The 25064-nt window shown below is 69.9% G+C and carries 28 protein-coding genes and 1 pseudogene; 15 read left to right on the top strand and 14 right to left on the bottom strand.

Going from position 1 to position 25064, the window contains the following annotated elements; all coding sequences use genetic code 11:
* Positions 1 to 1071 precede the first annotated feature (1071 nt).
* The 7 genes from PZB77_RS31195 (at position 1072) to PZB77_RS31165 (ending at position 4574) form a co-directional block, all read left to right on the top strand.
* Entirely contained in the window at positions 1072 to 1830 is a 759-nt protein-coding gene (locus tag PZB77_RS31195; protein ID WP_275496380.1) for a hypothetical protein, read from the top strand.
* Positions 1827 to 2300, top strand: a complete 474-nt coding sequence (locus PZB77_RS31190; protein WP_275496379.1) for a helix-turn-helix domain-containing protein — start codon at positions 1827 to 1829, stop codon at positions 2298 to 2300. The genes PZB77_RS31195 and PZB77_RS31190 overlap by 4 nt, the downstream gene beginning before the upstream one ends.
* Before the next feature lie 186 nt (positions 2301 to 2486).
* Entirely contained in the window at positions 2487 to 2909 is a 423-nt protein-coding gene (locus tag PZB77_RS31185) for a hypothetical protein (protein WP_275496378.1), read from the top strand.
* Between the two features lie 144 nt (positions 2910 to 3053).
* Positions 3054 to 3557, top strand: a complete 504-nt coding sequence (locus PZB77_RS31180; protein ID WP_275496377.1) for a hypothetical protein — start codon at positions 3054 to 3056, stop codon at positions 3555 to 3557.
* Between the two features lie 28 nt (positions 3558 to 3585).
* Positions 3586 to 3933 (top strand): hypothetical protein, encoded by a 348-nt coding sequence (locus tag PZB77_RS31175; RefSeq protein ID WP_275496376.1) that lies wholly within the window; start codon positions 3586 to 3588, stop codon positions 3931 to 3933.
* A 44-nt stretch (positions 3934 to 3977) separates the two neighbouring features.
* Positions 3978 to 4157, top strand: coding sequence for a hypothetical protein (locus PZB77_RS31170; RefSeq protein WP_275496375.1), 180 nt, complete (start codon positions 3978 to 3980; stop codon positions 4155 to 4157).
* Positions 4158 to 4184: 27 nt separating this feature from the next.
* Entirely contained in the window at positions 4185 to 4574 is a 390-nt protein-coding gene (locus tag PZB77_RS31165) for a hypothetical protein (protein ID WP_275496374.1), read from the top strand.
* A 255-nt stretch (positions 4575 to 4829) separates the two neighbouring features.
* Here the strand turns inward: PZB77_RS31165 and PZB77_RS31160 are convergent, their stop codons facing one another.
* The 5 genes from PZB77_RS31160 to PZB77_RS31140 all read right to left on the bottom strand — a co-directional run bounded on the left by PZB77_RS31160 (position 4830) and on the right by PZB77_RS31140 (position 8047).
* A complete protein-coding gene (locus PZB77_RS31160) occupies positions 4830 to 5087 on the bottom strand; it encodes a hypothetical protein (RefSeq protein WP_275496373.1) in 258 nt (85 codons plus the stop codon).
* A complete protein-coding gene (locus PZB77_RS31155; protein ID WP_275496372.1) occupies positions 5077 to 5307 on the bottom strand; it encodes a hypothetical protein in 231 nt (76 codons plus the stop codon). The genes PZB77_RS31160 and PZB77_RS31155 overlap by 11 nt, the downstream gene beginning before the upstream one ends.
* Before the next feature lie 1004 nt (positions 5308 to 6311).
* Entirely contained in the window at positions 6312 to 6581 is a 270-nt protein-coding gene (locus PZB77_RS31150) for a hypothetical protein (RefSeq protein WP_275496371.1), read from the bottom strand.
* Complete coding sequence (locus PZB77_RS31145; protein WP_275496370.1) at positions 6578 to 7351, bottom strand: hypothetical protein; 774 nt, start codon at positions 7349 to 7351, stop codon at positions 6578 to 6580. Before PZB77_RS31145 ends, PZB77_RS31150 begins: the two co-directional genes overlap by 4 nt.
* A gap of 102 nt (positions 7352 to 7453) precedes the next feature.
* Complete coding sequence (locus tag PZB77_RS31140) at positions 7454 to 8047, bottom strand: HTH domain-containing protein (protein WP_275496369.1); 594 nt, start codon at positions 8045 to 8047, stop codon at positions 7454 to 7456.
* 148 nt (positions 8048 to 8195) lie between these two features.
* Between PZB77_RS31140 and PZB77_RS31135 the strand changes: the two genes are divergently transcribed.
* The 3 genes from PZB77_RS31135 (at position 8196) to PZB77_RS31125 (ending at position 10120) form a co-directional block, all read left to right on the top strand.
* Positions 8196 to 8618 (top strand): hypothetical protein, encoded by a 423-nt coding sequence (locus tag PZB77_RS31135; protein WP_275496368.1) that lies wholly within the window; start codon positions 8196 to 8198, stop codon positions 8616 to 8618.
* 485 nt (positions 8619 to 9103) lie between these two features.
* Positions 9104 to 9295 (top strand): hypothetical protein, encoded by a 192-nt coding sequence (locus PZB77_RS31130; protein WP_275496367.1) that lies wholly within the window; start codon positions 9104 to 9106, stop codon positions 9293 to 9295.
* A gap of 123 nt (positions 9296 to 9418) precedes the next feature.
* Positions 9419 to 10120 (top strand): AbiV family abortive infection protein, encoded by a 702-nt coding sequence (locus PZB77_RS31125; RefSeq protein ID WP_275496366.1) that lies wholly within the window; start codon positions 9419 to 9421, stop codon positions 10118 to 10120.
* 120 nt (positions 10121 to 10240) lie between these two features.
* Here PZB77_RS31125 and PZB77_RS31120 read toward each other — a convergent pair whose 3' ends face one another.
* From PZB77_RS31120 to PZB77_RS31085, 8 genes are all read right to left on the bottom strand, one after another.
* The gene (locus PZB77_RS31120) at positions 10241 to 11050 is read right to left on the bottom strand and encodes a helix-turn-helix transcriptional regulator (RefSeq protein WP_275496365.1); all 810 of its coding nucleotides are present in this window, start codon (positions 11048 to 11050) and stop codon (positions 10241 to 10243) included.
* Positions 11051 to 11093: 43 nt separating this feature from the next.
* Complete coding sequence (locus PZB77_RS31115; protein ID WP_275496364.1) at positions 11094 to 11333, bottom strand: hypothetical protein; 240 nt, start codon at positions 11331 to 11333, stop codon at positions 11094 to 11096.
* 517 nt (positions 11334 to 11850) lie between these two features.
* Complete coding sequence (locus PZB77_RS31110) at positions 11851 to 12408, bottom strand: XRE family transcriptional regulator (protein WP_275496363.1); 558 nt, start codon at positions 12406 to 12408, stop codon at positions 11851 to 11853.
* Positions 12409 to 12414: 6 nt separating this feature from the next.
* Positions 12415 to 14637, bottom strand: a complete 2223-nt coding sequence (locus PZB77_RS31105; RefSeq protein ID WP_275496362.1) for a helix-turn-helix transcriptional regulator — start codon at positions 14635 to 14637, stop codon at positions 12415 to 12417.
* A 423-nt stretch (positions 14638 to 15060) separates the two neighbouring features.
* Positions 15061 to 15864, bottom strand: a complete 804-nt coding sequence (locus PZB77_RS31100) for a hypothetical protein (protein ID WP_275496361.1) — start codon at positions 15862 to 15864, stop codon at positions 15061 to 15063.
* Entirely contained in the window at positions 15861 to 17387 is a 1527-nt protein-coding gene (locus tag PZB77_RS31095; protein WP_275496360.1) for a hypothetical protein, read from the bottom strand. Before PZB77_RS31095 ends, PZB77_RS31100 begins: the two co-directional genes overlap by 4 nt.
* Complete coding sequence (locus tag PZB77_RS31090; RefSeq protein ID WP_275496359.1) at positions 17380 to 18147, bottom strand: ATP-binding protein; 768 nt, start codon at positions 18145 to 18147, stop codon at positions 17380 to 17382. The genes PZB77_RS31095 and PZB77_RS31090 overlap by 8 nt, the downstream gene beginning before the upstream one ends.
* A complete protein-coding gene (locus tag PZB77_RS31085) occupies positions 18147 to 19733 on the bottom strand; it encodes a Mu transposase C-terminal domain-containing protein (RefSeq protein WP_275496358.1) in 1587 nt (528 codons plus the stop codon). Before PZB77_RS31085 ends, PZB77_RS31090 begins: the two co-directional genes overlap by 1 nt.
* A 311-nt stretch (positions 19734 to 20044) precedes the next feature.
* Between PZB77_RS31085 and PZB77_RS31080 the strand changes: the two genes are divergently transcribed.
* Positions 20045 to 20242, top strand: a complete 198-nt coding sequence (locus PZB77_RS31080) for a hypothetical protein (RefSeq protein WP_275496357.1) — start codon at positions 20045 to 20047, stop codon at positions 20240 to 20242.
* Positions 20243 to 20297: 55 nt separating this feature from the next.
* Entirely contained in the window at positions 20298 to 20963 is a 666-nt protein-coding gene (locus PZB77_RS31075; RefSeq protein ID WP_275496382.1) for a recombinase family protein, read from the top strand.
* 528 nt (positions 20964 to 21491) lie between these two features.
* Here PZB77_RS31075 and trxA read toward each other — a convergent pair.
* The gene (gene trxA, locus PZB77_RS31070; RefSeq protein WP_275496356.1) at positions 21492 to 21818 is read right to left on the bottom strand and encodes a thioredoxin TrxA; all 327 of its coding nucleotides are present in this window, start codon (positions 21816 to 21818) and stop codon (positions 21492 to 21494) included.
* Between the two features lie 515 nt (positions 21819 to 22333).
* On the opposite strand from trxA, the gene PZB77_RS31065 reads away from it, so the two are divergent.
* The 3 genes and pseudogenes from PZB77_RS31065 to PZB77_RS31055 all read left to right on the top strand — a co-directional run.
* Complete coding sequence (locus tag PZB77_RS31065; RefSeq protein WP_275496355.1) at positions 22334 to 23752, top strand: cytochrome D1 domain-containing protein; 1419 nt, start codon at positions 22334 to 22336, stop codon at positions 23750 to 23752.
* 108 nt (positions 23753 to 23860) lie between these two features.
* The gene (locus PZB77_RS31060; RefSeq protein ID WP_275496354.1) at positions 23861 to 24754 is read left to right on the top strand and encodes a hypothetical protein; all 894 of its coding nucleotides are present in this window, start codon (positions 23861 to 23863) and stop codon (positions 24752 to 24754) included.
* A 123-nt stretch (positions 24755 to 24877) separates the two neighbouring features.
* Positions 24878 to 25060: pseudogene (locus PZB77_RS31055) on the top strand (IS110 family transposase); the annotation flags it as partial.
* Between the last annotated feature and the right edge of the window lie 4 nt (positions 25061 to 25064).

The raw sequence follows: 25064 nt of genomic DNA, 5'->3' as shown, positions 1-25064 counted from the left end.
CCCGCGGAGCGGGTCCCTACGGGCTGCGCCCGTAGCAGCGGGCCGGGTCGCTTCGCTCCCCGGCCGCTCCCGCTCCGCGTGAGCGGATGCGGCTCGCTCCGCTCACCACCAGGCGGCCCGCGCTCCGCGCCCACCGCCAACCGCAGGGCGGGCGGCCCGCGTTGCGGGCCGGGGCCGGCCTTCGGCCGACCCGTGGCCTCCGCTGCGCTCCAGCCACTCAGGGCGCGCCCCCAACTCCCCTTGCGGGCAAGGCGTGCCACGCTTCGCGCGGCCCACCCACGCCCACGGGCCTCACGGCCCGAGCAGCAGCAGAGAGGGGTGGTGGGCAGTTGGGAGAGTGACGGGACGAACAGAGGTCGGGGACGCAGAAGGTGAGCGATCCCGGTGTGTGCTTCAAAAATAGCAGCTAGCTTAAGACTGGAATGGTTCCTTACCACTCTTTGAGCAGGACAAAGAGGTTGCGCATTATCTCAGCGCTTCAGCGCGCGAGCAATTGTGAAATTTACCTCGGTTGCACTGACCTTAACCACAGAACGGAACCTCAGAAATGGGTGACTCGAAATTCGGCGTTCGGAGGCACCGGAGCCGAACGGCCTTTAGGGCCGGGCGGCGAAAGCCGCAGCGGCGCCAGCCACGCCCTTGCTGCTGCTTGTCTCGTCACGGTCGGCACCACCCGAGACTCAGAGCCGCTGGTGCTGCCTACGGCCTGCGCGGGCCCACGGGCCCGCACGCGAAGCCGCCTCAGCCACGAGGGGTCCAATCGGCGCCTGCGGGTGGACCTCAGCCACCTAATACTTACGCAGATCAAGAACCCGCTGGTCAGCGGTCTGCGCATCCGGCGATCTGTCACCCCACGAGGTACACAACGTCTGCGATGTGTACCTCGTGAGTAGTCACATCGCAGACGGAATGTCAGCTAGGCCGACAGTTTTGAGCGCGAAACGTCAGCCAGGCCGACATCCGCGACAGCGTTCCGTCGAGCGGTCCGCGCTCGCGTGCAGGGGGGAGATCTGTCCCCCCTGGGGGGACACAACACGCCGGAATGTCAGCCACGCCGACATATATGTCGGCGTGGCTGACATACTGCTGGCATCCAAGATCAGCGAAGTGGAGAGCAGCCTCGTGACACCCGGGCGACAGCGCCGCCGTCCCGCACCGAAGCGCGCGCCGCGCCGTGCGGAGCTGCCCATCGGTGAGGAGATCCAGGCGTGGTCCAAGCCGGTCCAGCCGGTTGAGGACCTCGACTCGGTCGCTCGCCGCTACCCGCGCCGGAAGCTCTCGCTCAGCAGCGAGCGCAAGCCGATGGAGTTCTACGACACCCCGGAACGCCCCAAGGCGTTCTCCATGGACTCGCTGGAGTTCTTCTTCCTGATCGCGCAGTACTTCCGCGAGGCCCTGCCGCTGCGACTGATCCTGTTGCTGATCGCCTGCCAGAAGGCCGGCGGCCAGATCCGGCTGACGCAGGAGGAGATGGCGACGGTCCTCGACGTGCCCCGCGCGAAGACCAATGAGGCGCTGCAGGAGGTCATGGGCCATGGCATCGTCTTCAAGGTGCGCCGAGGCGTTTACCAGTTCAACCCGCCCTACTCGTACCGTGTAGCCGAGTTCATCCCGGGCACGGAGCTGGTCGAAGCCGAGTACGTACAGGTCGACCAGGACAAGACGCTCGCGAAGATCCGCAGGGACGAGAGCCTGCCGGATCTGGTGCGGTTCCCGTCACTGGAGCACATGCGCGAGGCGATCGAGGAACTGCGCAAGAAGCGGGCCGAGGAACGCGCTGCACGCCGACTGACCCGTGCTCAGCGCCAGGAAGAGGGATCAGCCCAGTGAGTACCTTGAAGTGGTCGGCGACCAACGCCGACGGTCTTCTCGCCGACCTGGACCTGCCGCCCGCCGCCTACCGTGCGCTGCTGAAGCTCCGGGCGCGCAGCGAGGCTGGCGGCCGCATCGCCATGGACCAGGCCACCCTCGGTGAGCTGCTCGGGCTGAGCCGTCCCAGCGTGAACGCCGCGCTGCGGGAGCTGGAGCTGGCCAAGCTCGTCAAGAAGGTCCGCAACGGCGTCTACCAGATCAACCCGATGCTGGCCGGCTACAACTCCCCCGAGGACGCCCTGGCCTCCGTCAAGACGATGCCTAAGGAGGACCGGCTGGACAGCAAGACCTACGTGGCTGACTACCACCGGGCTGTCGCCGCCTACCAGGACCAGCTCGCCGAGCAGCGCAAGAAGCGCGCGGCCGCGGCCGCTGCCAAGAAGGCCTCGGCCGCCAAGAGGCGCGGCTCGCTGCACGCCGTCGGCTGACCCGGCCGCCCGCTCGGCCGGGTCAGCCGGCAACACGGCGCTGCACCTGCGGGTGCAGCGCCGTTCGCGTGAGCTAGGGACAACCGGACATCACGGTGCTTACGCCGTGACGCTTACGGATGGATCCGTATCCCAGGAGGCGCGGCGCTCCGCCCTCGCTGCCGTTGGCTGGCGTAGTGGTGGAGCGTGACCCACGACTACAGCGTGCTGCTGTTCGATGAGATGCACGAGCGCTTCGGCCGCCGCGCCGGCTGGCCTCCGAGCGCCTCGCTCGTCTCCCCGTTCTTCCGGATCATCTTCGAGACCCTGGGGCCCGAAGATGCCGGCACCTTCTTCGAGAAGGCCCGCCAGGCGCACCGCAAGGAGCACCAGGTGGCTGACGCTGGGACGTACCAGTTCGGCTTCGCCCGGTACCTCGATGTCGCCATCGACGACAGCTGGCACGGCAGCCTGCGACACGTGGCGGCATGGGAGGCAATGAAGGCAGCCCACGAGATCACCCGTAACGACACCCCCGACTTCGAGCAGTACATCGATACCGCGGTCAACGTCTGCGCAGAGATCTCCAGAACCCATCCCGGGCTGGCCCTGGCCTCACCGGCCTTGTAGCTCCCGGTCGCTTATCAGAACGGCGTCGCGTCCTCGTATGAGGGCGCGACGCCGCTTTTCGTGCGCGGGTGCGGTGTGTCAGATCCGTGCACACCGTTCCCGCGGGCGGGAAACGCGCAGCTCACAGCCTTGCAAAAAAGAATCATGAGCGGCCTCCTTGCAACCGTGTTAGTCACCCTCGTCACCGCCGCCCTCGCCATCGTCGGCACCCTGCTCGGCTCGATCGTCAGCGGACGCTTCCAGGAGCGCGCCGCGGAACGGTCCGTCCGCGTGAACCACGGCGAGGCGATCCGTCGCGACCGCCTGGAGGCCGTCACCGCTCTCGCCTGCGCCGCCAGCGACCACCGCCGGGCGATGTGGATGCGCGGCGACGCCGTCCTCAAGCAGGCCGGCTCCGAGCGGATCGAGGCCCTGCGCGGTGAGAGCCACATGACCCGGTCCGCCGTCACCCGCCCGCTGGTCGCGCTGCGGGTCCTCTTCGCGGACCATGCGGTGCGCGCCGCGGCCGACGAGATGATCGCGCGGACGTACGCGCTGCGCGACGCGTACGCCACCACCAAGGACCTCACCGCCGCCCGGGAGGCCGCGAAGGTCGCCCACGACTCCTTCGTCGACGTCGCCGCCAGCTACCTCAGCCGGACCGCCTGAGCCCTGCCAGCCGAGAGAGAGGCCCGTCATGGAGCGCACGTCCACGGAGATCGTGAAGGTCGCCGACATCACCGCCATCGAGACCCGCGCCGACCGGGGCGCCGTCGACAGCGAGCTCGCGTACCTGGCCCCGGCGGCCGCCGCCGAGCTGGGGCTGCTCGCCGACGCCATCAAGCGGGGCACCGCCGACCGCGAGAGCGTCGTCCAGGCGCTGAAGGAGGCGGCCGTCCACGAGCGCTTCGCCGACGTCCTGGCGGCCGCGTCCGAGGACGTCATGGACGAGACCGAGGACCCGCACGACTTCGACGCCCGCCTGGACGCCGACAACCTCTCGGGCGCGGCCTCTCAGGTCCGCGACCTCTTCCGCTGGCTGTAGACCCCGCCCGCCGGCCACCACCCGACACCCACGAAGGAGACACCGTGTTCACCGGAACCGCCGAAGAACTCCGCGCCCGCCAGGCGCAGGCCCGCGAGCTCGCGGAGCATGCGCTGCTGGACCAGATCGACGCGCTGGGCGCGGGCGGCGGGCAGCTGCACACCCCCGGCGGCATCATCCGCAACCGGCCGCCCGGCCAGGGCTGGACCGTCGCCGACCACTGACCGATCCACCCAAGGAAGGAGACCGCGGTGAGCACCGACCCCGCGTCCGACAACCACCGCCAGGAGCAGCTCCTGGTCCCGCTCGCCGCCGAGGACGTCGCCGCGCTCGGCAACGACGGCGAGCAGCTGGCCGCGCTGCTCGCCACCGCACTGCACGGCCTGGCGCTGCTGCGCACGGGCCGCGCGAGCGCAGCCGAACTCGCGGCCGCCATCGAGGGCACCACCGGGCTCCTGGAGCGGCTGGAGGCCGTACGGGACGCCTCCCTGCGCCAGCCCGCCGCCAAGGACGTCTCGCACGCCGACCTGGCCGCGGCGATGCACCTGGAGAGCCGGGCGACCGCGCAGTCCCGCCGCCGCACCCTGCTGCGGGACCCGGTGAGCGACCTGGAGCGGTGGGCCACCGGCACCACCGACTGACCCGATGCAGCGGCCCCTTGCAGCAGACGAACGACCGTTTGCTGCAAGGGGCCGCTGCCCGTGCAGCACCCGTGTCCCGCCCGGGGCCGGCCTCGAAATGTCATCGCTCTCCGGCACCACAGAACACCACCACCCACTCACCGAGCAGCACCCCACGATCGCCGTTCAGCACCACGTGCTGCACGGTGGCAGCACACACAGCAGCGCCCCGGACCTTCGCGGTCCGGGGCGCTGCGATCGGTGCTCGGGAGGCCCCTACGCCTCAACGTAGGCGACGATCGTGATCGTCCTCAGGGCCGTCACGAAGTAGATGACGCGGACTCCGTCGACCTCGTCCGCGTAGTCGCGCAGCAGGGTGCCGGGCACCTCGGTGCCGAGCTCCGGGTTGACGCTGATGGCGACGATCGCGCGGTCCAGGCGGTGCGTCTCGCTCGCGGTGAGCTTCGCCAGCTGGGTGAGCGCGGGCTCCACCATGATGACGCGCGACCGGCGCGCGCCGTGCTCAGGCGACACGCGGCTGCTCGTCCGCGAGACGGGCGAGGTGGGCGTCGCGGGCGGTCTCCCACGGCACGCCAGACTCGGGCGAGGGGTAGCCGTTGGCGGCGATGTCCTCCAGGACCGAGGCAAGGACGTCGACCTTGGCGCGCTGGTCGGCCGCGTACGCGCGGGCCGATTCGGCGGCGTGCTCATCGAGGGGCTGGCGGGCGGGCGCGGGGGCCGGCTGCTGGCTCATCCAGGGCTCCTGGGCTTCTGTCTGGCGTGTCTCCCCACGGTATCGCCGAGACGTGCCACCGGACCCAGGTACGGACGAACCGGGGTCCGGTGAGGGCTCTGCAGGGCGCGGGTGTCCTCTGATTCCGTCGCGGCGTGCTGCCCACATGTCCCTTATGGGCTGTGCCTCACGCCGGGCTCTTTACGACAGTCCTCCACGCCGGGGACGTCCTGCGGAGGCCGAACGGCTTCGCAAGACCCGAGATTTACGCAGGGACCATATCCGGGTAGTTCCACTGCGTGTCCACCCAGTGGCCGGGAACTGCGCACCACACGGTCGAGGTGCCCGACTTGTTCCCGCTCACGATGTTGCCGTAGTGCGTGTAGGGCTGGGGAGCGCCGAGGCACACGATTTTGGCTCGCCAGTTATAACCTTGCCCGTTGGTGCACTGGAAACGCCAGCCGGCATGCCCGCCACTTCCTGTGACGGATCCACCGGCACAGCTCAGGGCCCCGGCCGGGGCGGCCGACGCGGCCGGGACAGCAACAGCAACCAGGCCGCTTGAGGCCATGGCAAGCGATACGGCAGTGACAGCGATACGGCGGTGCAGACGCATGTGCGTTCTCCTTCGGGAAACCGTGTGGCGGTCGCGGCGATCGTGTCACGCGCCAACTCCGATTGACCGAACGGATTAAGTCAACTTGTTCCATGTATTGATCACCGCAGGAGCGCCTGCGAGCAGTCCAATTTCGATGACAGACGGTCCAGAATCGTTGACACAGGACAGTGGGGCCGGCGCTTCCGGCTCCGCGCCATCCGACACGGAACGTGATCACCAGCCGGTGTAGTGTCACGCGGCCGCGCCTGCCACGCGGAAACGACACCGGAGGGCTTCCAGGCCATTTCCACGTCAATACGTCCGAATTAAAAGGCTTTCGAGCGTGGGCTGTCACGCGATCTTCCAGCGGCGTGACAAGGGGCCGTGACAACTGGCAACTACTCAAAGTGAGCGTGACAACTGGTTGTCAGGGCCTGAGCGGCGGCCAGACGTGCGGCCCGGTGCACTGCCCGCAGGCGGCGCAGCCGGCGCACTCCAGGCAGAACTGGCGCGGGACGCGCGGGCACTCGCAGACCGGGTTGTAGTCGGGGTCGTCGTCGCCGGGGTAGAGCGTCTCGCCGAAGGGCGGCTCGGTCCAGGCGACGACCTGGCCGTCGGCGAGCAGGTCCTCGTAGTGGTGGCCGATCTCGCTGTGCTCGCTCCAGGTGGCCACCACCACCTCGTCCGCCGCGCTCACGCCGGGCCGCCCTTCACCGTGGCCGCGGTGTCGAGCCACGCCGCGAGCGCGGTCGTGGCGGCCGGGTCGGCCTGGGCGAGGCGGCCGACGAACTCGAGGTCGCCGTCGACCGGGGCGCCGGTGCGGGCGAGGGCGGCGAGCAGCGCGGCGTGGGCACGCACCGGGGCGGGCAGCAGGCCGATGGCGGCGTCGCGGGTGGCCGGGTCGGTGTAGTGGCCCGTCTGGTCGGCGAGGGCGTGGGCGAGCCAGGCGTCGACCGCCACGGCGCGGTAGTCGCGGTTCTCGTCCAGGAGCTCGCGGGCGGCTTCGTCGCCGGCCTGGCTCGGCACGCTCCGGTCGAGTCGGCCGGCCCCGCCGAGCCGGGCGAGTTCTTCGGCGCGGTCGGCCACCCGCTGCTGCTCCTGGCGGAGCTGCTGCTCGGCTTCTTCGCGGCGCCGGTTGTCGGCGAGCTCCTCCTGGACGACGACGTCGGCGTCCGGGTTGTACGGGCCGCCGGTCGCGGCGAGCAGCTGCACGACGCGCTGCCACTCCGCGAGCTCCGCAGTACGGCGGCCGCCGTCGTTGAAGGCGGCTTCGTCGCGGCGGGCCAGGTGCGCGTCGAGTTCGGCTCCTTCGAGGGCCCTCGCCGCCTCGCTGTGGGTCATGCCCCGCGCGCGGCGCCGTACCGAGGACCGGCCGACCTTCGCGTAGTCGATCGGCGTGCGCGGGGCGCCGGCGCGACCGAGGGCCCCGCGGACACGGCGCGGCCCCCATCCGTCGGACGTGTTCATCAGGACTCGCTTTCAGATCGGATACGGAAATGGAGGCTCGCCCGGGAATGGGCTTTGGTGAGCCGGTCAAACAGGTCTACCGCACACCTGAATTACGCGCTGCTAAAACTCGATGTTCAACCACTCTACGTCCACAAATTTCACCTCCAGGCCCGCGCGACCGCCGCCGGCTTGACGGAAATAGGTGTCCGCGATGGCCTCCGCGACCGCGTCGTGCAGATCGCTCTGCGTCGCACCATCCTCCTGTGCGGCCAGGATGGCGGCCGCGTGGGCGGCGCTGACAGCCACGCTGACATCCCGGACCCGGCCCTCGTCCGAGGTGCCCTCCGGACCGAATCCGAAGTACGCCCGGCAGGAGATGACCATCCCGCCCGAGGACGCCGCGCGCTGCCTCGCCTGTGCCCTGACCTGCGGTTGCCACTCCGCCTCGGTCTCTTCCACCAGCGCGGCCTGGAGGCGCTTGTTCGGCTTGGTGGACGCGCCCGAGAGGTAGCGCTGCACCGTCTTACGGGAGACGCCCAGCCGCTCGGCCAGAGACTTAGTGGAGCCCCTCTCCCGCGTGCGAAGGAATTTCATCTGCGCTGGCGCGGATTTCGGTGCGGGCCGGGTGAACAAGGCCCGCTCCGCGCGGGCGAGGCCCTCCTTGAGCTTGGAGCGCGTCCGAGCCGCCTGCTCTGCCTTCTCTTCCTCAGTCATGGAGGCAGCCCATCGCGGCGGACCTGTGGACAGAGGCCCGGCGGCGTGAACCGTGCGACCGGCCTGACCTGATCAAACTTCAGGACGGACGGACCGCCCCGGCCCTACGGTCACATCAAGACCGGTACCGCCTTGCCCAGGAGACGTGATGATCCCAGCACAACATCCCTACAAAGCGATCTACACGCAGGAAGTGGACGGCCGAGTGGCCTTCAGCAGCAAGCCCGTCATTGCCTGGGACGACGAGGGCCGAGCGCTCGTCGTTGATGAGCGCAGCGGTCGACTTGTCCCGGCGAACAACGGCCGCACCTTCACCGGGCTCTCGGAAGGCGAGCACCCTGTTGTCGCCGCCATCCCTGGAGGTGGGTGGGGGGCTCGGTACAAGAACGAGGACGACACGTTCACCGTGGACCCGTTGGTGGCCTGGACCGTCCGAAGTGACGGCACTCTCACTCCCTTCGACACCGACGACACCGGCGTGTGCGCTGACCCCAACGCCATGGGCAACTTCGATGGCCTCGTGGCCCCCGGAGCCGAGACGCGGACGGCACAGCAGAGCAGCTCGGCATGACCGGACTGTTCTTCATTCCGGCGGCCGCCTCCCACTAGTTGCCCGGCGTCATCTGCCGGTCTCCCGCCGTACGACGGCTGCGGCCGCCCTGGGCGAGTCCGACCCGCAGAAGAACTGGCCGTCCGATTGCCCGGAGCGCCGTACGGCGGGCATGCTGCGCGTCCTGCGAGGAAAAGGGGAGAGCGTGTCCGAAGACGATGACACCAAGGCGGCGGAAGCGGAGCTCAGGACAGCCGTGGAGCTGCTGAACAGTGATGATCCAGGCGACGACGGCGAGGCCGCCCAGGACGCCATCCAGGCTCTCGCTGACGGCTCCGGGAGGGCATGGACGCCCGAGCAGGAGACGCAGATCAGGGCCATGGTCGAGCAGATCCGCAAGTTCCGGGATCTGAACCGGCCGGGCAGCGGTTGGTGGCGTCAACGACGGGCGTGGCGGGCGCAGGGGCGTCTCGCCGACCTGATGATGGCCGGCGGGCCCGGAGCTCGTGAACGAGGCGGAGCTGCGGCACTGGAAGAGCCTCGTCATGGTGGAACTCCTGCTGGAGTTCGCCAGCAGCGGGATAAACGAGGGGGACTCCACGAAGGCGTACGGCCGGATGGAGGCGCTGAGCGCCGTGACGTACGAGGACTACCAGCAGGCCAAGAAGGCGCTCGCCGAGAAGAAGGCCGCCGGCTGACCGGCGACGGCATAGGGGAGGGGCCCCGAACCGGCGCACGGCTCGGGGCCCCTGCCTCCAGCGGGATGAGTCAGGCCCAGAAGGAAGTGGTGGTGGACACCGCGTTCGCCGCACACTGAGGCCATGGTTGAGATGAGCCCGGGGCAAGCGCGCGAGTTCTGGAAGGCGCTGATGGACAACGCCTCTTCACTGATTGCCGATGCCCGCACTCTGCTGTCTGCGAAGTCCTACGGGCGGGCACGCTCCCTCACCGTCCTGGCGCAGGAGGAGCTCGGAAAGGCGCTCTGGATCAATGACACCTTCCAAGATGACTGGAGCTGCGGAAGGGAGACCCCACGGGTCGTAGATGCCCTGGCCCAGCATGGGCGGAACCACACGAAGAAGTATCTCGAGGCCATGGTTTTCGGCGACGGGCTCGCCGAGTTCTGGGGTGACTACAGCAGGTGGGACACGGGGGCCGGCTTCGAGGGCTGGCAACAGGCCCACAGGGCGCGAATGGCGGAAGCCGAGGCTGCGGCCAAGGAAGCCAATGCGGAGAAGCAACGAGGGTTCTACGTTGACCGCGACGCAAGCGGTGCCGTCAGTTCTCCCACGGGCGTTCCGGCCGGAACAACGGCGGAGGATCTGCAGACCGCTGCACAGGTGATCGAGATGCTCCTGATCACCGACCACAGTCGAATGAAGACGTCCACCGCGCCGTACGACAGCACGCACGCTCAGCAGTTCCGGTTGTTGCCCATCTCCCATCCTGAGGACTGGGCAGCAGCTGCGGACGCGCTCAATCCGAGCGCCGAGGACGACAGCCAGGAGCCCCAGGAACGATGACGTAGCGGGCTTTTCCGTTCCGTGCCCTGGGGCGGCTGCGTGCCGCGGGCTGCTGCCGCCGACTGCCAGGTGAAGATCCCGGTGCCGGACGCGAAGCGTCCGGCACCGGGATCTTCACCTTCATGGAGGTGCGGTTGTGCACCACCGGCACCCGCGTCCCGCCCTGACGGCCGAGAGGCGGAACCGTCCGACCTGATCGCAGGCCGCACACCGTGCGGTCCACGGTGCTGTGGCGGACCGGGGGAAGGGTTCGATCGGGTGGAGGCCTGCGTTGAGCATGATGGTGTCGGCCAGGGACTGCGCCCGGTAGCCGCGCCACCAGCCATGTTTTTCGGTGTCAGAGGTCTTCTTGTTCTCCTCTTTGTCCTTGGTCTTCACTCGGTGGTACGCCTGGATCCAGACGGGGAACTGGCGTTCCTTGATCCTGCAGGCGTACAGGTACGCGCGGAGCTGCTCCACACCGCTGGGTAACTGCTGGCGGTGAGATATTCGGTACGCGGCGCTCCGGGAGAGGAACACGAACGGCTTCCGCGCCTCATCCCTCCGCGCAGCTTGGACCCGGTCCTCCAGGTCCTGCATGGACGAGCGATTGCCCTCTTCCCACACCCTGGCGAGCGCCCTGCCGAGTTCGTCGCGCGTGCTCACCATGCCCGGGTGCGGGGCTTGGGTAAGGGAGCGCCGCTGCCGCCCAAAGGGCCGCGTGGCCTGCTCGAACAGCCGCGTCGCGCCTTTGGCGTTGAGGCCGAGCTGGGCGACGTACCCGTCCACGACAGACTTCTGCGGCGCGGCCAATCCGGCTTCGGCTCGCTGAATGGTCGAGGCCGACGTCCCGATGATGTCGGCTGCCTGACCTTGAGTGATTCCCAGCGCGGCACGGGTGCGGCGCAGAGCACAAGCCAGCTGACCGACGGCGTTGTCGGTGTCCGGCACCTGCTTGAGGCGCCGGACCTTCCGCACGGTAGTCAAGACGCGGTCAGCTCGAGGCGGCCCGCAGTTCCACCATGGCCGGGCGCAGCAGCGCGCTCAGCTTGGTGGTCGTGCAGGCGCGTACCGCGAGGGCGCCGAAGATGCCGGCGCTGCCGGTGACGAGAAGGGCGTTGACCGGCTTCATGCCCGTGAGGATCAGCACGGTGACGAAGAGGACTACGACCGTGATGATGACGGCCTCGGGACCGCTGGGGCGTGCCTTCGGGGGGACGGTGGTAGTGAACATTCTGGGCTCTCTGCTCCTTTGATTGCCTGTGCAGGAGGGTCCTCCTGCTTCCAACCAGGTTGTGCCGCTGGGCGGTTGGCTCGCCGGTCGCGGTAACAGAGATGCTGCCACTCCATGACCTTGCGTCATGACCGATCGAGAGGTTTTACCCATGGGCATCCCACTCGCGAATTCAGTGGGTGGCGTTGCAGAGTGAGCCCCAAAGAGAAAATCGTTGGCCAAAGGTTGGACGCGCCGCCTAACAGGAAAGGCGCCGACCAGGCTGACTCCGAGTTCGCTCCCCAGTGCTATCGCGAGCGAACGCGACGAAGCCTCAGGTGATCATGAGAACACCCAGACGTAAACCAGTTCGGGTTGCCCTCACCTCCCCGCCGCTGAGACGATTTTGCTAAGCCCCTGCACCGCCGTGTCTTCCAACCAGGTTGATCAGGGACAACACGCAGGCCCTGGTTGGCTCCGGGCCCGCAGCAACGAGCCGACAGCACCAGCTGTCGGCTCGTCCGCTTTGCCCGCCTGGCTACAGCTCGATGTTGAGCCGCTCCACGTCGGTGAACTCCACGCCCAGACCGTGCGCCCGGGAGTTGTTCGCCCGGAAGTACATCCGGGCCAGACCGTCGGCGGCGATCTGCCGGAGCTGGTCCTCGGTCTTGCCCTGCTCCCGCGCACTGAACAGCTGGTCGGCGTACTCAGGCGGCAGGGCCTGGGTGATGTCGCGGATCCGGGCGTCGTCGGTCGTGCCGCCGGCCGCTTCGAAGCCGAAGCGGGCGCGGGTGGAGACGACCAGCCCGCCCGTGGACGCTGCCTTCTTCCTGGCCTTCGCGCGGATCTGCGGCTGCCACCGCTTCTTCACCTCGCGCTCCAGGCGGCCGCGGAGGTCCTGGCGGGGCCGCTTGAGCTTGCCCGTCACGTACCGCTCCACGGTGCGCTGGGAGATCCCGAGCGCCTGGGCGGCGGCCTTGGTGCCCTTGAGCTGCTTGACGAGGTACCTCATCTGCGCCTGGGCGCTCTGCGGGATGCGGCGGGTGAACGCCCCCTCCAGCGCGCGGTCCAGGCTGTCCCCGAGCGAATCGACCATGACCTGCTACTCCCCTTCTCCGGCTGTCGGGTCGGCCGTCTTGATGAGGTTGGCGAGGTTGAAGACGCCGCCGCGCTCCTCGAACTGGGTTTCCGCCCACAGCACGGTCTGCGTCCCCTGGTGCTTGACCATCCCGGGCGAGACCCCGAGCCGGAACGTGCCCGGCGCCGGCTTGCCCTCGGGCGTCTGCGGCAGGACGTCCAGCGGCGAGGGCCCGGACGAGGGGTAGACGATCGCGTCGGTGCCGATCGCGACCGGGTACAGGTCGGCGGCGGCCGCCGTCTTCATCAGCTTGCGGTGCAGGCCCACCCGCTGAGCGGCGAGCACGGCGGCCCGGATGTCGGGGCGCCATGTCCACCGGTCCAGCGCCGGGTAGGGCTCGTAGTACGGCACCTGGCCCCGGGAGCGCTGGCGCAGCTTGCCGATCGCACCCTTCGCGGTCGCCTTGATCGCGGTCTCCAGCAGCGCCATCGTCGGGTCGACTTGCTTGCGCCGCGCCATCGCCTCGAGGAACTCCTGGCCCTGGAGGTCGGTGGTGACGCCCATGTCGGCCATCGTGTCGACGTAGGCGTCGCGCAGCCGCTTGTACCAGGCGTCGAGGTAGCGGCCGGTCTGGGTGCGGACGTACGCCTCGATCGGTGCGACGTCGAAGCCGAGCTCCGTGGCGTACTGCACGGTGGGCGTGGCGTACCAGGCCGGGCCCTCGGGGCGGGTGCCCTGCGGTGTGAACGGGCTTGGCAGCCGGGAGCCGTCGACGGTGTGGCCGTTGACCCGGGCGCGGGACAGGTCGACGTGGCTGAGGTCGACGAGCCACGAGCCGGGGAGCGCCGGGTCGAACGTCGGGTTGTTCTCCAGGTGGGTCGGCCCGTTCAGCCCGACCGTGAGGCTGTTCGCGGCCGCGGCGAACGACATGTTGATGTCGACGCAGACCAGGTACCGCTGGTTGTACTCCTCGTCGGTCAGCGGCCGGCACCAGTCGTACGGTTCCTCCATCAGCATCTCGGCCGGAGTACGGATGTGGTGGCGGGCGAACCCCGCGTCCTTCAGGATCGGGTGTTCGTCAGGCACCTCGCACGGCACGACGTCGTACTTGGCGGTGATCGCGTCGTCGTTGAACGCCCGCTCGAACGCGCCGGTCGCCTCGTTCTTCTCCGCGCGGGTCGGCGGGCGCAGCGCGGTCATCAGCTCCAGGCCCGTCGTCGCGGTGCTGCCGCGCGGCGTGATCACCCGGGCCGCGTACAGGCCGAGGTACTGGACGAGTTCGGCCGGGTGCATCGTCGGCAGCTGCGGGTCGTCCTTCTTGTCCCACTCGCGGGCGTCCAGAGCGTTCCAGGGCAGGATGCACAGCTGGACGCAGCGGCGCCTCGAGCCTTCGGGGTCGCGGTAGATGCGGGCCCACGGGCCGAAGCCACGCTGGCTCATCTGGAGCCCGGCCTTGGTGATCTGCTTGACCACCTTGTGGCCCGACGGGAGCCGGCCCGCGTGCCGCTCCTCCTCCGACAGGGCGACCGGCAGACCGTAGCGCGCCAGCGCGGCCGCGGTGAGGACGAGGATCGGGTCGGCGTCGCGGCCGTTGCGGTGGAGCCGGGCCTGCCCGAGACGGGCCTCGGTCAGCGTCCAGTCGACCAGCGCGGGGATCGTCTTGGCGGGCACATCCAGGACCAGGCCGCCGACGCAGTACGCCGACACCTGCCCGTCCGGGTCGGCGTCAACAACCGCGAGCGGCCCGTTCTCGAAGCGCGGGTCGACGTCGGCGGTCGCGGCCGCCGTGGTCTTCTTCGCCACCGCCTTCTTCGCACCCGGGCGCCGCGACGACACAGCGGCCTTCGCGGCGGGCGCCGGTCGTACGGCAGCAACCGGGGCCGGCGCCGGGGACGCCGGCGCTTCGGGCGCCGGGGCAGGGACGGGCGCAGGGCCGGTGAACGCCTCCGGGACCACCGGCGCCGGGGGCGCGGCGGGCGCGTCGGCGGCCGGTGCGGGGAAGCGGGCGGTGAGGCGCTCCAGCAGCCGGGCGTACGCGGCGCGCTTCGGCGGCCGCGGCTCCGTCCTGCCGGTCTCCCAGTTCCCCACGGCCTCGCGGCGGGCGTTCAGCGCTGTGGCGATCTGCGCCTGACTCAGGCCCGCCGCCTCCCGCAGACGCCTGCGCTCCGCAGGGTCCGGCAGATCGTCCTGCGCGACTTGCTCCAGCAGCGCATCGACGGCACTGAACAGCTCGTTCTCAGTGGACACAGAGGTCACCTCCAATAGACAGCATACCCGATCGCGCGTTGAATCGCTCTCCTGATCGCGCATGAATCGCGCAACGGTGGGAGTGCAACACGCAGGCGGGTAAGCGGCGCAATGGCTGTTCATTGTCCTGTGTCATCGAACTTTGAGCGATTGTCACCGAAGCTTGAGCGGTGGGAGGTCGGCCAGGCTCTGGCCGCCGAGTGGTGTCAGTGGAGGGCGGCAGACTGCGCGCATGGATGCTTCTCATGACACTGATCGCTGTGACCGCACTGGGCTGGTGTGGGTTCGGTCGATGGGCGGCCCCTTGATCGTCGTTCCGGAGTCTTCGGTAGGCGCCTGGGGTGGATGCACGGAAGTGTCGTCTGCCATCGGAACGTCAGCGGAGTCTGCCACTGGATGTCAGTGGTTCTGCCATGAGGCGTGTCAGTAGGTGCTGACGTCGTCGGCGTCGGTGAGGCGGAGGCTGTACCGGACGTCGTCGGCCAGGACGGCGGTGCCGTCGTCTGCGCGGACCAGGAGTCCGGCGTCGAGCAGGCCCGCGACGGTGGCCGCGGTCGGCTCCTCGGGATCGGTGGAGACGGAGCCCTCGTAGGACGCCTGGAACAGCACGGCCGCGTCCTGACTGCTGAGCACGTCGCGCTGGAGCGGCCGGTAATGCGAGTCCATCGGGTGGCGCCACGGTTCGGTGTGGTTGGCGGGGTGGACCCAGTTCATCTGCCGGTCGGTGAGGACGTCCAGGCGCGGGCTGAGGGTGAAGTGGGCAGGGGCCGCGCGCCGCAGGGCGTACGGCCCGGCGAGGTGGGGGTAGGCCCAGGCGCGTTCGATGGCGTCGCTGACGCGGTCGAGGTCCCAGCTGAGGGACTCGGCGAGGAAGTCGGCGGTGAGGGGGCGGCCGGCGTGGGCGAGCGCGTTGAGCAGAGCGACGGCGTCCGTGTCGGTGCCAGGGGTCGGCTCGGGCGGCTGCTGGGTGGAGAGGAAGAGGGGGCGCCGGTAGACGTCGGCGGCGTACGGGGTGAGGTCGGCGGGGTGGAGGTCCAGGCGGTGGGCGAGTTCGAGGACGACGTGCAGCGGCTGGTTGGGCAGGTGGTCCAGGGAGATGTCGTGTTCGTGGACACCGAGGAGGTCGGCGAGCTCCCAGGCGGACATGCCCGCGTTGTGCTGGCGGCGCCGTAGTTCCTCGCCCCATCTGCGGGGCTTGTGGCGCGGAGGCTTGTACGGGCCGGTCACAGGGCCGCTCCCCGGTCGGAAAGGATTTTCACGTCGAGTCGGCGGACGGACATCCAGTCGGTGAGCGGGGCGGGGCCGGAGCCGAGCTGTGCGACTTCGCAGTGTCCGCGGTGGAGCCAGATCGGATCGACGCCGATGCGGCGGCAGGTACGCAGGACCATCTCGGTCAGGGCCCGGTTGGAGGCGTCGAGGGTGGGGTCCTTGGGGTCGGCGAAGAAGCGGCGGCGGGTGCCGGCGCCGTCCGCGCGGCGGTGGGCGAGGTGGGCGGCGACGATGTCGGCCGCGTACGGCGGGAGAAGGGTTTTGCCGGTGGTGTGCCCGTAGCTGGGGCACTCGTCCTCCTCGCGGCGGTCGAGCTGGTGGGCCCAGTCGGCGCGGAGGTAGAGGGCGTGGTCGGCGAAGGTCGGCAGGTACAGGTACCGGCCGTGTTCGTCGACGTTGCGGCACAGCAGGTGGGAGAAGCGGTCGGGGGCGGCGGTCAGGTGCAGGGAGAGCACGGTGACGGCGGCGGCGTGGGTGGACACGGTGGCGCGCAGGGCACGGCAGATACCGGGCGTGAGCCAGGTGGTGAGCCGGTCGGGGGCGGCGGGGCCGAGGGCGGCCGGTTGCCAGCGCAGCAGGACGCCGCGGGTGAGCAGGGCGGCCTGGATGGCGCGGAGGCGGATGAGGGCGAGGCGTGGGCTGGCAGCGGTGCCGAGTCGTTCATCGCGTAGGTAGGAGTTCAGCTGCCGCTGGAACTCTCCGGTGGTCCGGTTGGGGGTCAGCTCGTGGCGGTGGCGGCGTACGAACTCGTCGGTGCGATTGGCTTCGGCGCGGTAGGTGATGTTGAGCTGGTCAAAGGTGTCTCCGGCGAGGCGGCGGTGGCAGGTGGCGAGGAAGAGGGGGAAGTCGACGGTCGGCAGGGCCGGCCAGTCGGCATCGACGTCGGCGTGCTCGTCGGGGTTGAGCGGCTGGCGGACAGCCGGGGCGGGCAGCGGCAGCAGGTCGTGGAAGATGCTGATGCCGATCACCCGGACGTGGCGGTGCGGGCCGCTGGGCGGGATGCGGCCGCCGTTGCGGCGGGAGCGGCCGAGGCTCTCGATCGAGTTGCAGGTCCGGGTCGGGTCGGCGGGTGAGGACCAGATCAGCCACAGGTCGGCGTTTATGCGGTCGGCGAGCTTGGCGAGGTCGAGCGGCTCGCCGGGCAGGAGCCGGTGGGCGCGTTCCACGATGATGTCGGTGACGTGGGCGGAGCTCAACCAGGCGGCGACGGCCTTCCACGCGTCGGTGACGCTCAGGCGCGGGGAGTGGACGGCGGCGGGGTTCTTGCCCGCGGCGGCCAGGATGTCCCAGACCAGGTCGGTGGTGGAGCGTACGGGGTTGGGGCGGACCACGATGCGGCTTGGAGCTTCGAGCGCGGCCAGGCGCCGGTTGAGGTTGGGGTCGTCGCCGGCGTCGATGACGACGCGGACGGTGCGGCGCGGGACGACGGGCTGGGCGGCGGGGTCTTCCGTCTGCTCGGCGGCGTGCAGGGTCTCAGTCACGCAGGCCGCCGCCGAGAAGGGAGTAGGCGTTGTGCACCGTGGTCTCGTCGACGGTGGTCAGGTTCTGCTCGGCGCACAGGGCGGCGGCGGTGTGGGTGAAGACGGCCCAGTCGCGCATGGTGCCGTGGCCGTAGGAGTTGTCGACCTCGACCAGCAGTTCGTCGGGGGCATCGGCGTAGATCGGGTGGTAGCGGCGCATCAGGGCCGGGACCTTCGCCGGGGCGAGCGGGGAGAAGGGCAGCCGGCGAAAGACGCGGGAGCGGAGCATCGGCTCCTTGGACAGGACTTCCCAGCAGCCGTCGCCGCCGACGTAGAGCAGCGCGAAGCGGGTCTTGGGGTGGTCGTGGAGGTGGCGTAGCAGCTCGATGCAGTCGCCGTTCAGCCGCTGGGCCTCGTCCACGACGACCAGGCGCATCGGGGTGGTGAGGAGGCCGACCAGTTTGGTGGTGAGGTCGAAGCGGTTGCGGGAGGTGGGGGTGTCCGCGCCGGTGAGTTCGCGCAGCAGTTGGTCGGCGATCATGCGCATGGTCGGGCGGGAGGGGAAGGTCAGCAGGCACACCTGCGGCCGGTCGACGGCGGGGAGCTGGTCGAGGGCTTCGAGGGCGGCTTCGACGGCGAAGGTCTTGCCGGTGCCGGCCGGGCCGTGGACGACGCCGGTCGCCGCGTGCGCGACGAGGTCGCGGACGATCCGGGCGGTCATCTGGAAGTGGCCGGTGGGCAGGGCGGCCGCCCCGGTCAGGTCGACGAAGTGGCGCGGCATCAGCTCTCCGGGTCGGCGGGGGCGGTGGGGTCTATCAGTCCGAGCAGGCTGGTGGAGGCTCGGGCGGCCAGCGCGGCGTCGCGGTCGCGCTGGGTGCGGGTACGGCCGTCGGCGGCCGCCACGAGCCGGGATTCCGCGGGCGCGCTGTCGCCGGTCATGGGGGCGAGGGTGCGGCGGGCCTGGCGGGTGGCGCGGCGCCGTTCCCGGCCGAGGCGTTCGGCTTCGGCGCGGGCGTGCTCGCGGAACGCGTCGGTCTGTGCGGGGGTGAGCTGCCCGGTGGGGTAGGCGGTGCACAGGTGCTCGGTCCCCAGGTAGACCTCGATGGTGCGGTCGTCGTGCGGCAGGTAGCGGATCTGGACCCGCTGCCCGCCGCGCCCGTACAGCTCGGGGGCGACGTAGGCCAGGCCGTGGAAGTTGATGCCGTCCTTCTGCACGATCCGCTCCGCCCCGGCGAGCATGAGGTGACGCAGCTGGTCGGCGCCGATCCGCCGCAGCGGGGCCGGGTCGTCCTCCCACGCCTGGAGCGGGGTGCGGCCGCCGAGCATCCGGTGGCGGTGGGCGGTGTTATACCAGCGGGCCCAGTCCGCGAACCGCTTCACGAACCGCTCCAGGCGCAGCGGCCCGTCACCTTCGGCGGCGCTCTCAGCCGCATGCTGGGCGGCCACGGAGTCCTTGATCGGCCCGTACAGCTTCCCGCCGGCGTCGCGCGGGCCGCCGGTGAAGCCGGGGAGCTGGGAGATCAGCATCTGCTCGATGGTGAGGTTCAGCCGCTCGACCTTGCCCTTGCGGTGCGGCTGGAACGCCGGGAGGCGGTGCATGACCACGGCCAGGCCGCCGAGGACCTCCTTGACCGCGCCGGCGGCGAACTCCAGACCCCGGTCGATGCGGACGAGTTCGGGCACCGCGCCGAACGGCGAGACGTCCGGCTCGTGGGTGAGGGCCATGCGCATCGCGGTGAGGACCGTGCCGGAGGTCGGGGCGGTGGCGATGGCCCAGCCGAGCAGGGCCCGGGTGCCGTCGTCCACCACGGTGGTCAGCCAGGGCGCGAGGGCCTTGCCCTTCGGCGGCAGCACCAGGATTGGGAGCTGCTTGTGGTCCATCTCCCAGCACCGGCCGCGCAGCGCGTCCGGGCGGCGCAGGTAGACCGAGCCCGCACGGCGTCCGGCCTCCCCGGTCTTCCACGCCGCCCGCTCCGCCGGGGGCAGGCCGTCGGCGAACGCCCGGTACAGGGTGCGCTCCGCGACCGGCTTCGCGCTCGCCCAGCCCTCGGCGAGGAAGTCGGGCACCGGCGCCCCGGCCGTCGTGCCGTCCCCGTCCGTCACCGCGCGGCGGGCTCGGAGGACCGCGGCGACGTTGCCCCGGTAGAAGGCGAGCGCCGCCCGGTCGGTCTCGCTCAGCTCGTAGCGCGGGCGGGCGGCGGGCGCGGTCGGCTTCGGTGGCGCGAGCCAGCGCCACACCGTCCGCTCCGACACCTCAAGCCCGTCCGCGACCGTGCGCACGTGCGCGGCCGTGAGCGCCTCGTCCTCGCGCAGCCTGGACAGCCGGTCGACGGCCGCCCGGCGCTTCTCCGCCGACACCCTCCCCATGGACCGAAGTGTCAGTGGTGCCAGAACCATCGCGCCCGAACATGCGCCCGCCTCCACGCGTCCGGGTGAACTGTGCCCGAACCTGTGGCGCGAGGACGCCGGACATGATCCAGATACGGCCAGAGGGGCCCGGATTTCCTCATCTAAGGGTGCCCGGGTGTTCTTGAGGGACGGGGGTTTTTGAGGGAGTTATTGAAGGCTCCGGAGCCACTTTCGGTGACTTGCGGCCGATCCTCAGAAAACGTTGGTTTTGTGATGACGATCAGGTCACGTCCCGCGACCCCGACTGCGTTCGGATCGTTGGACCGCACATGGAGCCCACCGCCCTGGCACCGCCCGCACCCGCCGGATTCGCGCAGCTGTCCGGCGCGTACTGGATGGAGTCCGACTCGCCGATCTACGACACCGTCAAGCGGCTGTGGCTCCAGCAGGGCCGCGAGGTACCCCGCCAACCTGGCCCAAGCGAGCGGACGCCGGTCGGGAGCGCCGACCTCTTCGACCGGGCATGACCTCAAAGCCCGGATCGCGCGGGCCGGAAATGGGACGATCGGGTCCGTGGACACCCTGACGGAAGCGCTCGGCGCCGACGACGACCTCCTGGGCATCTTCCCGGCCCGCCCTACCGAGATCCGCATCGGCTACGCCCGGGTCTCCACCGGCGGGCAGAAGCTCGACCGGCAGATCGACGCGCTCACCCTCGCGGGATGCCGACGCATCTTCCCCGAGAAGAAGTCCGGGAAGAACGACCTGCGCCCGGAACTGAAGGCGTGCCACGCCTTCCTCCAGGCCAGGGACACCCTCGTCGTCCCCTCCCTGGACCGGTACGGCCGCAGCCTCCAGGACCTGGTGAACATGGTCGCCGAACTCCGCAAGCGCCAGATCGGCTTCACCTCTCTGCACGAGAAGCTCGACACCATGACGCCCGGCGGCCGCCTGATCTTCCACGTGTTCGCAGCCCTCGCGGAGTTCATCCGGGAGCTGATCGTGCAGGGCACCAACGAGGGCCTGGCCGCCGCGCGGGCCCGAGGCCGCGTCGGCGGCCGGCCTTCGGTCGTCAACGACAAGCTGCTGCGCGCCGCCCGCGACATGCTGCCCAATCCGGAGAACAGCATCGAGACCATCGCCGCCCTCCTCGGAGTCTCGGTGGGCACCCTCTACAACCACATCCCCGACCTCAAAGAGCTCCGGGTCTCCCGTGTTCCGCATCAACTCGAAAGCGGTCAGCAGTAGTCATCAGCCAGCAAGGCGGTACAGGCGTCCCGTCGAGCAGCACGTACTCCGGATCGGTCTTACGCAGGACCTTCAGCAGGCCCGGGGACCGGTCGGCCAGGCCGACGACGGTTCCGGTGAGGACGGAGGTGTAGACGGCTCCGGCGATGGTGGTGGTGTAGTTCAGGGACAGGGTGCTGGTCTGCCCGGTGTTCCAGGTGATGGTGGAGGCCGAGGACCCCGACCCAGCCAGGGTCAGGCAGCTGCGGCCCGGGACGTGGAAGGTGCCGGAGGTGATGCCGGGAACGGTGGTGGAGGTGCACGGGCCGAACAGGGTGTTCGTGGTGACGGTGACGTCCTGGGGCGTGGTGGTCAGCGCGGGGCTGAACGTGACGGACGAGCTGGTGGGTGGCAGGCAGACCAGGTCACCGGCCTGCGCGTGGGCCGGTGCTGCAAACAGCCAGTCCGATGCAGACCGGGGCCAGGGCGGTCAGGGCGGCGAGAACGGTACGGATCACGGGAACCTCCTGAGATTCCGGGCCCTGTGGGTCAGAGGTTCGCGTCGAGGAAATCCTCCAGCTGTCCCTCGGACAGCGCCCCGACCTTGGTCGCTACGACCTGGCCGTTCTTGAACAACAGAAGCGTGGGGAGACCCCTGACGTCGTACTGCGGGGCTGTGTCGGGGTTCTGATCGATGTTGAGCTTCGCGATGGTGAGCCTTCCGGCGTACGCCGCGGCGGCGTCGTCGAGAACGGGCGCGATCATCTTGCTCGGTCCGTTCCACTCCGCCCAGAAGTCCACCAGAACCGGGCCGGGGGCTTCCAGGACATCGGTGGCGAACGAGCCGTCGGTGACCTTAATGACCGTGTCGGACACGCACTTCTCCACTCCGTGAAGGGCAGGGGCACCCGCGCGGCCGGTGCCCTGCTGTGAGGGGCTGACGGGCTCATTCCCCAGGAACGCACGGGCTATGTACCGCGCCGCCTTCCCGCCCGCGCTCTCTCAGCGTCCAACTGGTCTATGAGCCATTCCCCATGAGGGACTTTCGTTCGCTCGCCCGGGACGCGTAGAGGGCCGGGGTGGCTCGATCGCGCCCTTGAACCGGTCGCGGAACACGGGAAGGATCACCGCGCCGACATCACCGAAAGTGGGAGTTGATAACCGAACGTAATGCTATGGGGGTCGTCTCCGCTGGCTCGTGTTTCCGGCAGCGGCCAAGGTCCAGAGTCTGACCGACAGGACGTCACCCCGCCTAGGACCGCTGGGCAACAGCTCCGTCACGCCGGTGGAGTTCTCGGCTGAAGACCGGGCTGCGCTGCACGAATAGTGCTGCGGAGCCGATCCGTGCGGGCCCGCGTGAACGGAGCGGGCCAGGAACAGGAGATCTCGTCATGAACAGTTCCACCGTGACCGCCCGGTACTGGGGCGGTCTGCTCCGCAGGGCGGCGGTCCCCGCGATGGCCGTGGCCCTGGCCGCCGCCGGGCTGACCGCCGGCACGGCCGCGACCGCCGTCGCCGCCGCCCCCGCGAACCCGACGGCCTACATCGCCAACTACAGCGCCGACACCGTCACCGCGATCGACACGGTCACCGGAACCACCGTAGCCACGGTCCCCGTCGGAAACGCCCCGACGAGCGTGACCGTCGCCCCCGACGGGGAACAGGTGTACGTCATCAACTCCGAGGCGGACAGCATGTCCGTCATCGACACCACCACCAACACCGTGACCGACACGATCCCGGCCGGAACCTCTCCCTACGATGCCGCGGTCACCCCTTCGGGTGCGGAAGCGTATGTCGCCGACGCCGACGCCGACAGCGTCCGGGTCGTGGACCTGGCAACCCGGGCGACCGTCTCCACCATCGGCGTCGGTGCGAATCCGCTGGCGGTGGCCATCAGCCCGGACGGCACCCGCGCCTACACCGCCGACTACTTCGGTGACACGGTCTCCGTCATCGACACCGCCACCAGGACGGTCACCGCGACCATTCCCACCAGCAGCGAAACGAGCGACATCGCGCTCACGCCGGACGGGACCCGTGCCTATGTGACCACGGCCCAGGAGGTGTTCGTACTCGACCTGGCCACCAACACCGTGCTCACCCAGGTGTCCACCCCGGGTACCACCGACTCCGTGACGCTCTCCACGGACGGCACCCGCGCCTACGTTTCCCAGGGTGACGTCGGAGTCGTCCGGGCGATCGACACCGCGACCAATACCGTCGTCGGCAACACCACCCTGCCCGGCGGTTCGGGGACAGCGGTCGACGTGACCCCTGACGGTGCCCACCTCTACGTCACGAGCTTCGGCGACGACAACGTCAGCGTCGTGGACACCGCGACGAACACCGTGACCGCCACCCACCCCACCGGGGCCGGGCCGGGCGCCGTCGCCATCACGCCCGTCGACGCCGTACCCGAGGAGGCGGACCTCGGTGTCCAGCTCGATGCCACCCCGGTACCGAACCTGGTCAACGGCCGCATCGACTACACCCTGACCCTGACCAACAACGGACCCGACGCCCTGGCCGCGGGCACCGTCGAGGCGCCACTGCCCGCACCGATGACCGCCACCAGCCCCGACTGCACCGTCGCCGCCGGCAAGGTCACCTGCACCACCGGCCCCCTCGCACCGGGCGCGAGCACAACCCGGCACTTCACCGCACCGGTCGCCCTCCTCAGCCTCGGCACCACCTACACGGTCACCGCCACCCGCACCGCGAGCAGCCCCACCGACCCCAACCCGGCCAACGACACCGCCACCCGCAAGTGCACCGCGGTGACCTCCCTGATCATCAACTGCACCTGACCGCCCCGCCAGCCACGACCGCAGCCCAGCACCGAGTACCCCAGGACCCGGCGGGTGAGCCGGACACCCCGGCACGCCCACGGCCGCGCACAACGAAAGAGAGACCCAATGATCAAGAACCCTTTACTCCGCTGGTTCGCCCCGATGGCGGCGATCTTCACTGCGGCTGTGCTCCTGGCCCCGCAGGCCGCAGCCGCCGACACCGTGGTCGCCCGGAGCCAGCACAGCACTCTGACGATGTCCACGACGTCCGCACAGCCGGGTGACACCGTCACCTTCACCACGAGCATCACCAACAACACCGACACGAGCCAGCCCGCAGCGATGTACATCGTCGCCGACGCGTCCCTGTTCGACGTGCCCGGCAGCTGCACCCCGGTCACAGGACCGACACCCACCTGCGAGTTCGGCGACGACGGGAACATCCTCGTCGCCCTGTACCGGATCCCCGAACGCCAGATCCCGGCCGGCGCCACCGCCGAGGCCCGCCTGACCGTCACCGTCCGCCAGGACGCACCCCCGGGAACCCACACCCTCAGGCTGGACGGGGCAGTGGGCCGGGACAACAGCGTCTTCACCCCCGCCAGTGTTCCCTTCCAGGTCACCAGCGAGGCCGACATCGCCGTGGGGCTGACCGCAACAGCACCGCCACTGCTCGGGGGCGCGATCACCTACCGGCAGACCGCCACGAACAACGGGCCCGCCACCACCGCCGGCGGCACAGTCACCACCAGCCTCCCCGCCCAGACCAGCAGCGTCACCGGCCTGCCCGCCAACTGCACCTACAACCCGGCCGGCAAGACCGTCGCCTGCACCTTCACCGACCTCGCCAACGCCGCCACCGCCACCAACACCTTCACCGCACGCCTCAACCTCCTCTCCCTCGGCTCGCTGCCCGCCAACGCCACCCGCACCACCAGCAGCCCCACCGATCCGAACCCCGCAAACGACACCGCCACCGCCAACTGCACCGTCCTCACCGGCCTGATCATCAACTGCTGACCCGTCAAAGAAATACAGCACGGCGGGCGCCCGCCCTCCTCCACCAGGAGAGCGGACGCCCGCCGGCGCCACCCGCAACGCCGGACACCCCCTGACCAGGGCGGCGACAACCACCTCGACCCACCCCACTTGGCCGCACGGCTGATCGACGACGTCTTGGACACCCTCGACGAACAGACCGTCGTAGTCCCGGGAACCGGCACCCTCGACATCGTGATCCCGTCGCTGACCGCCCCGCTCGCAGCGGCCCACGACCAGCACAGGGCACTGGAAGCCCAGATCCGCACCGGGCTGGAGGCCCACCCTCCTC

Source organism: Streptomyces sp. AM 2-1-1 (assembly GCF_029167645.1).
Lineage (GTDB): Bacteria > Actinomycetota > Actinomycetes > Streptomycetales > Streptomycetaceae > Streptomyces.
This window is presented reverse-complemented; position numbering and strand designations above follow the sequence as displayed.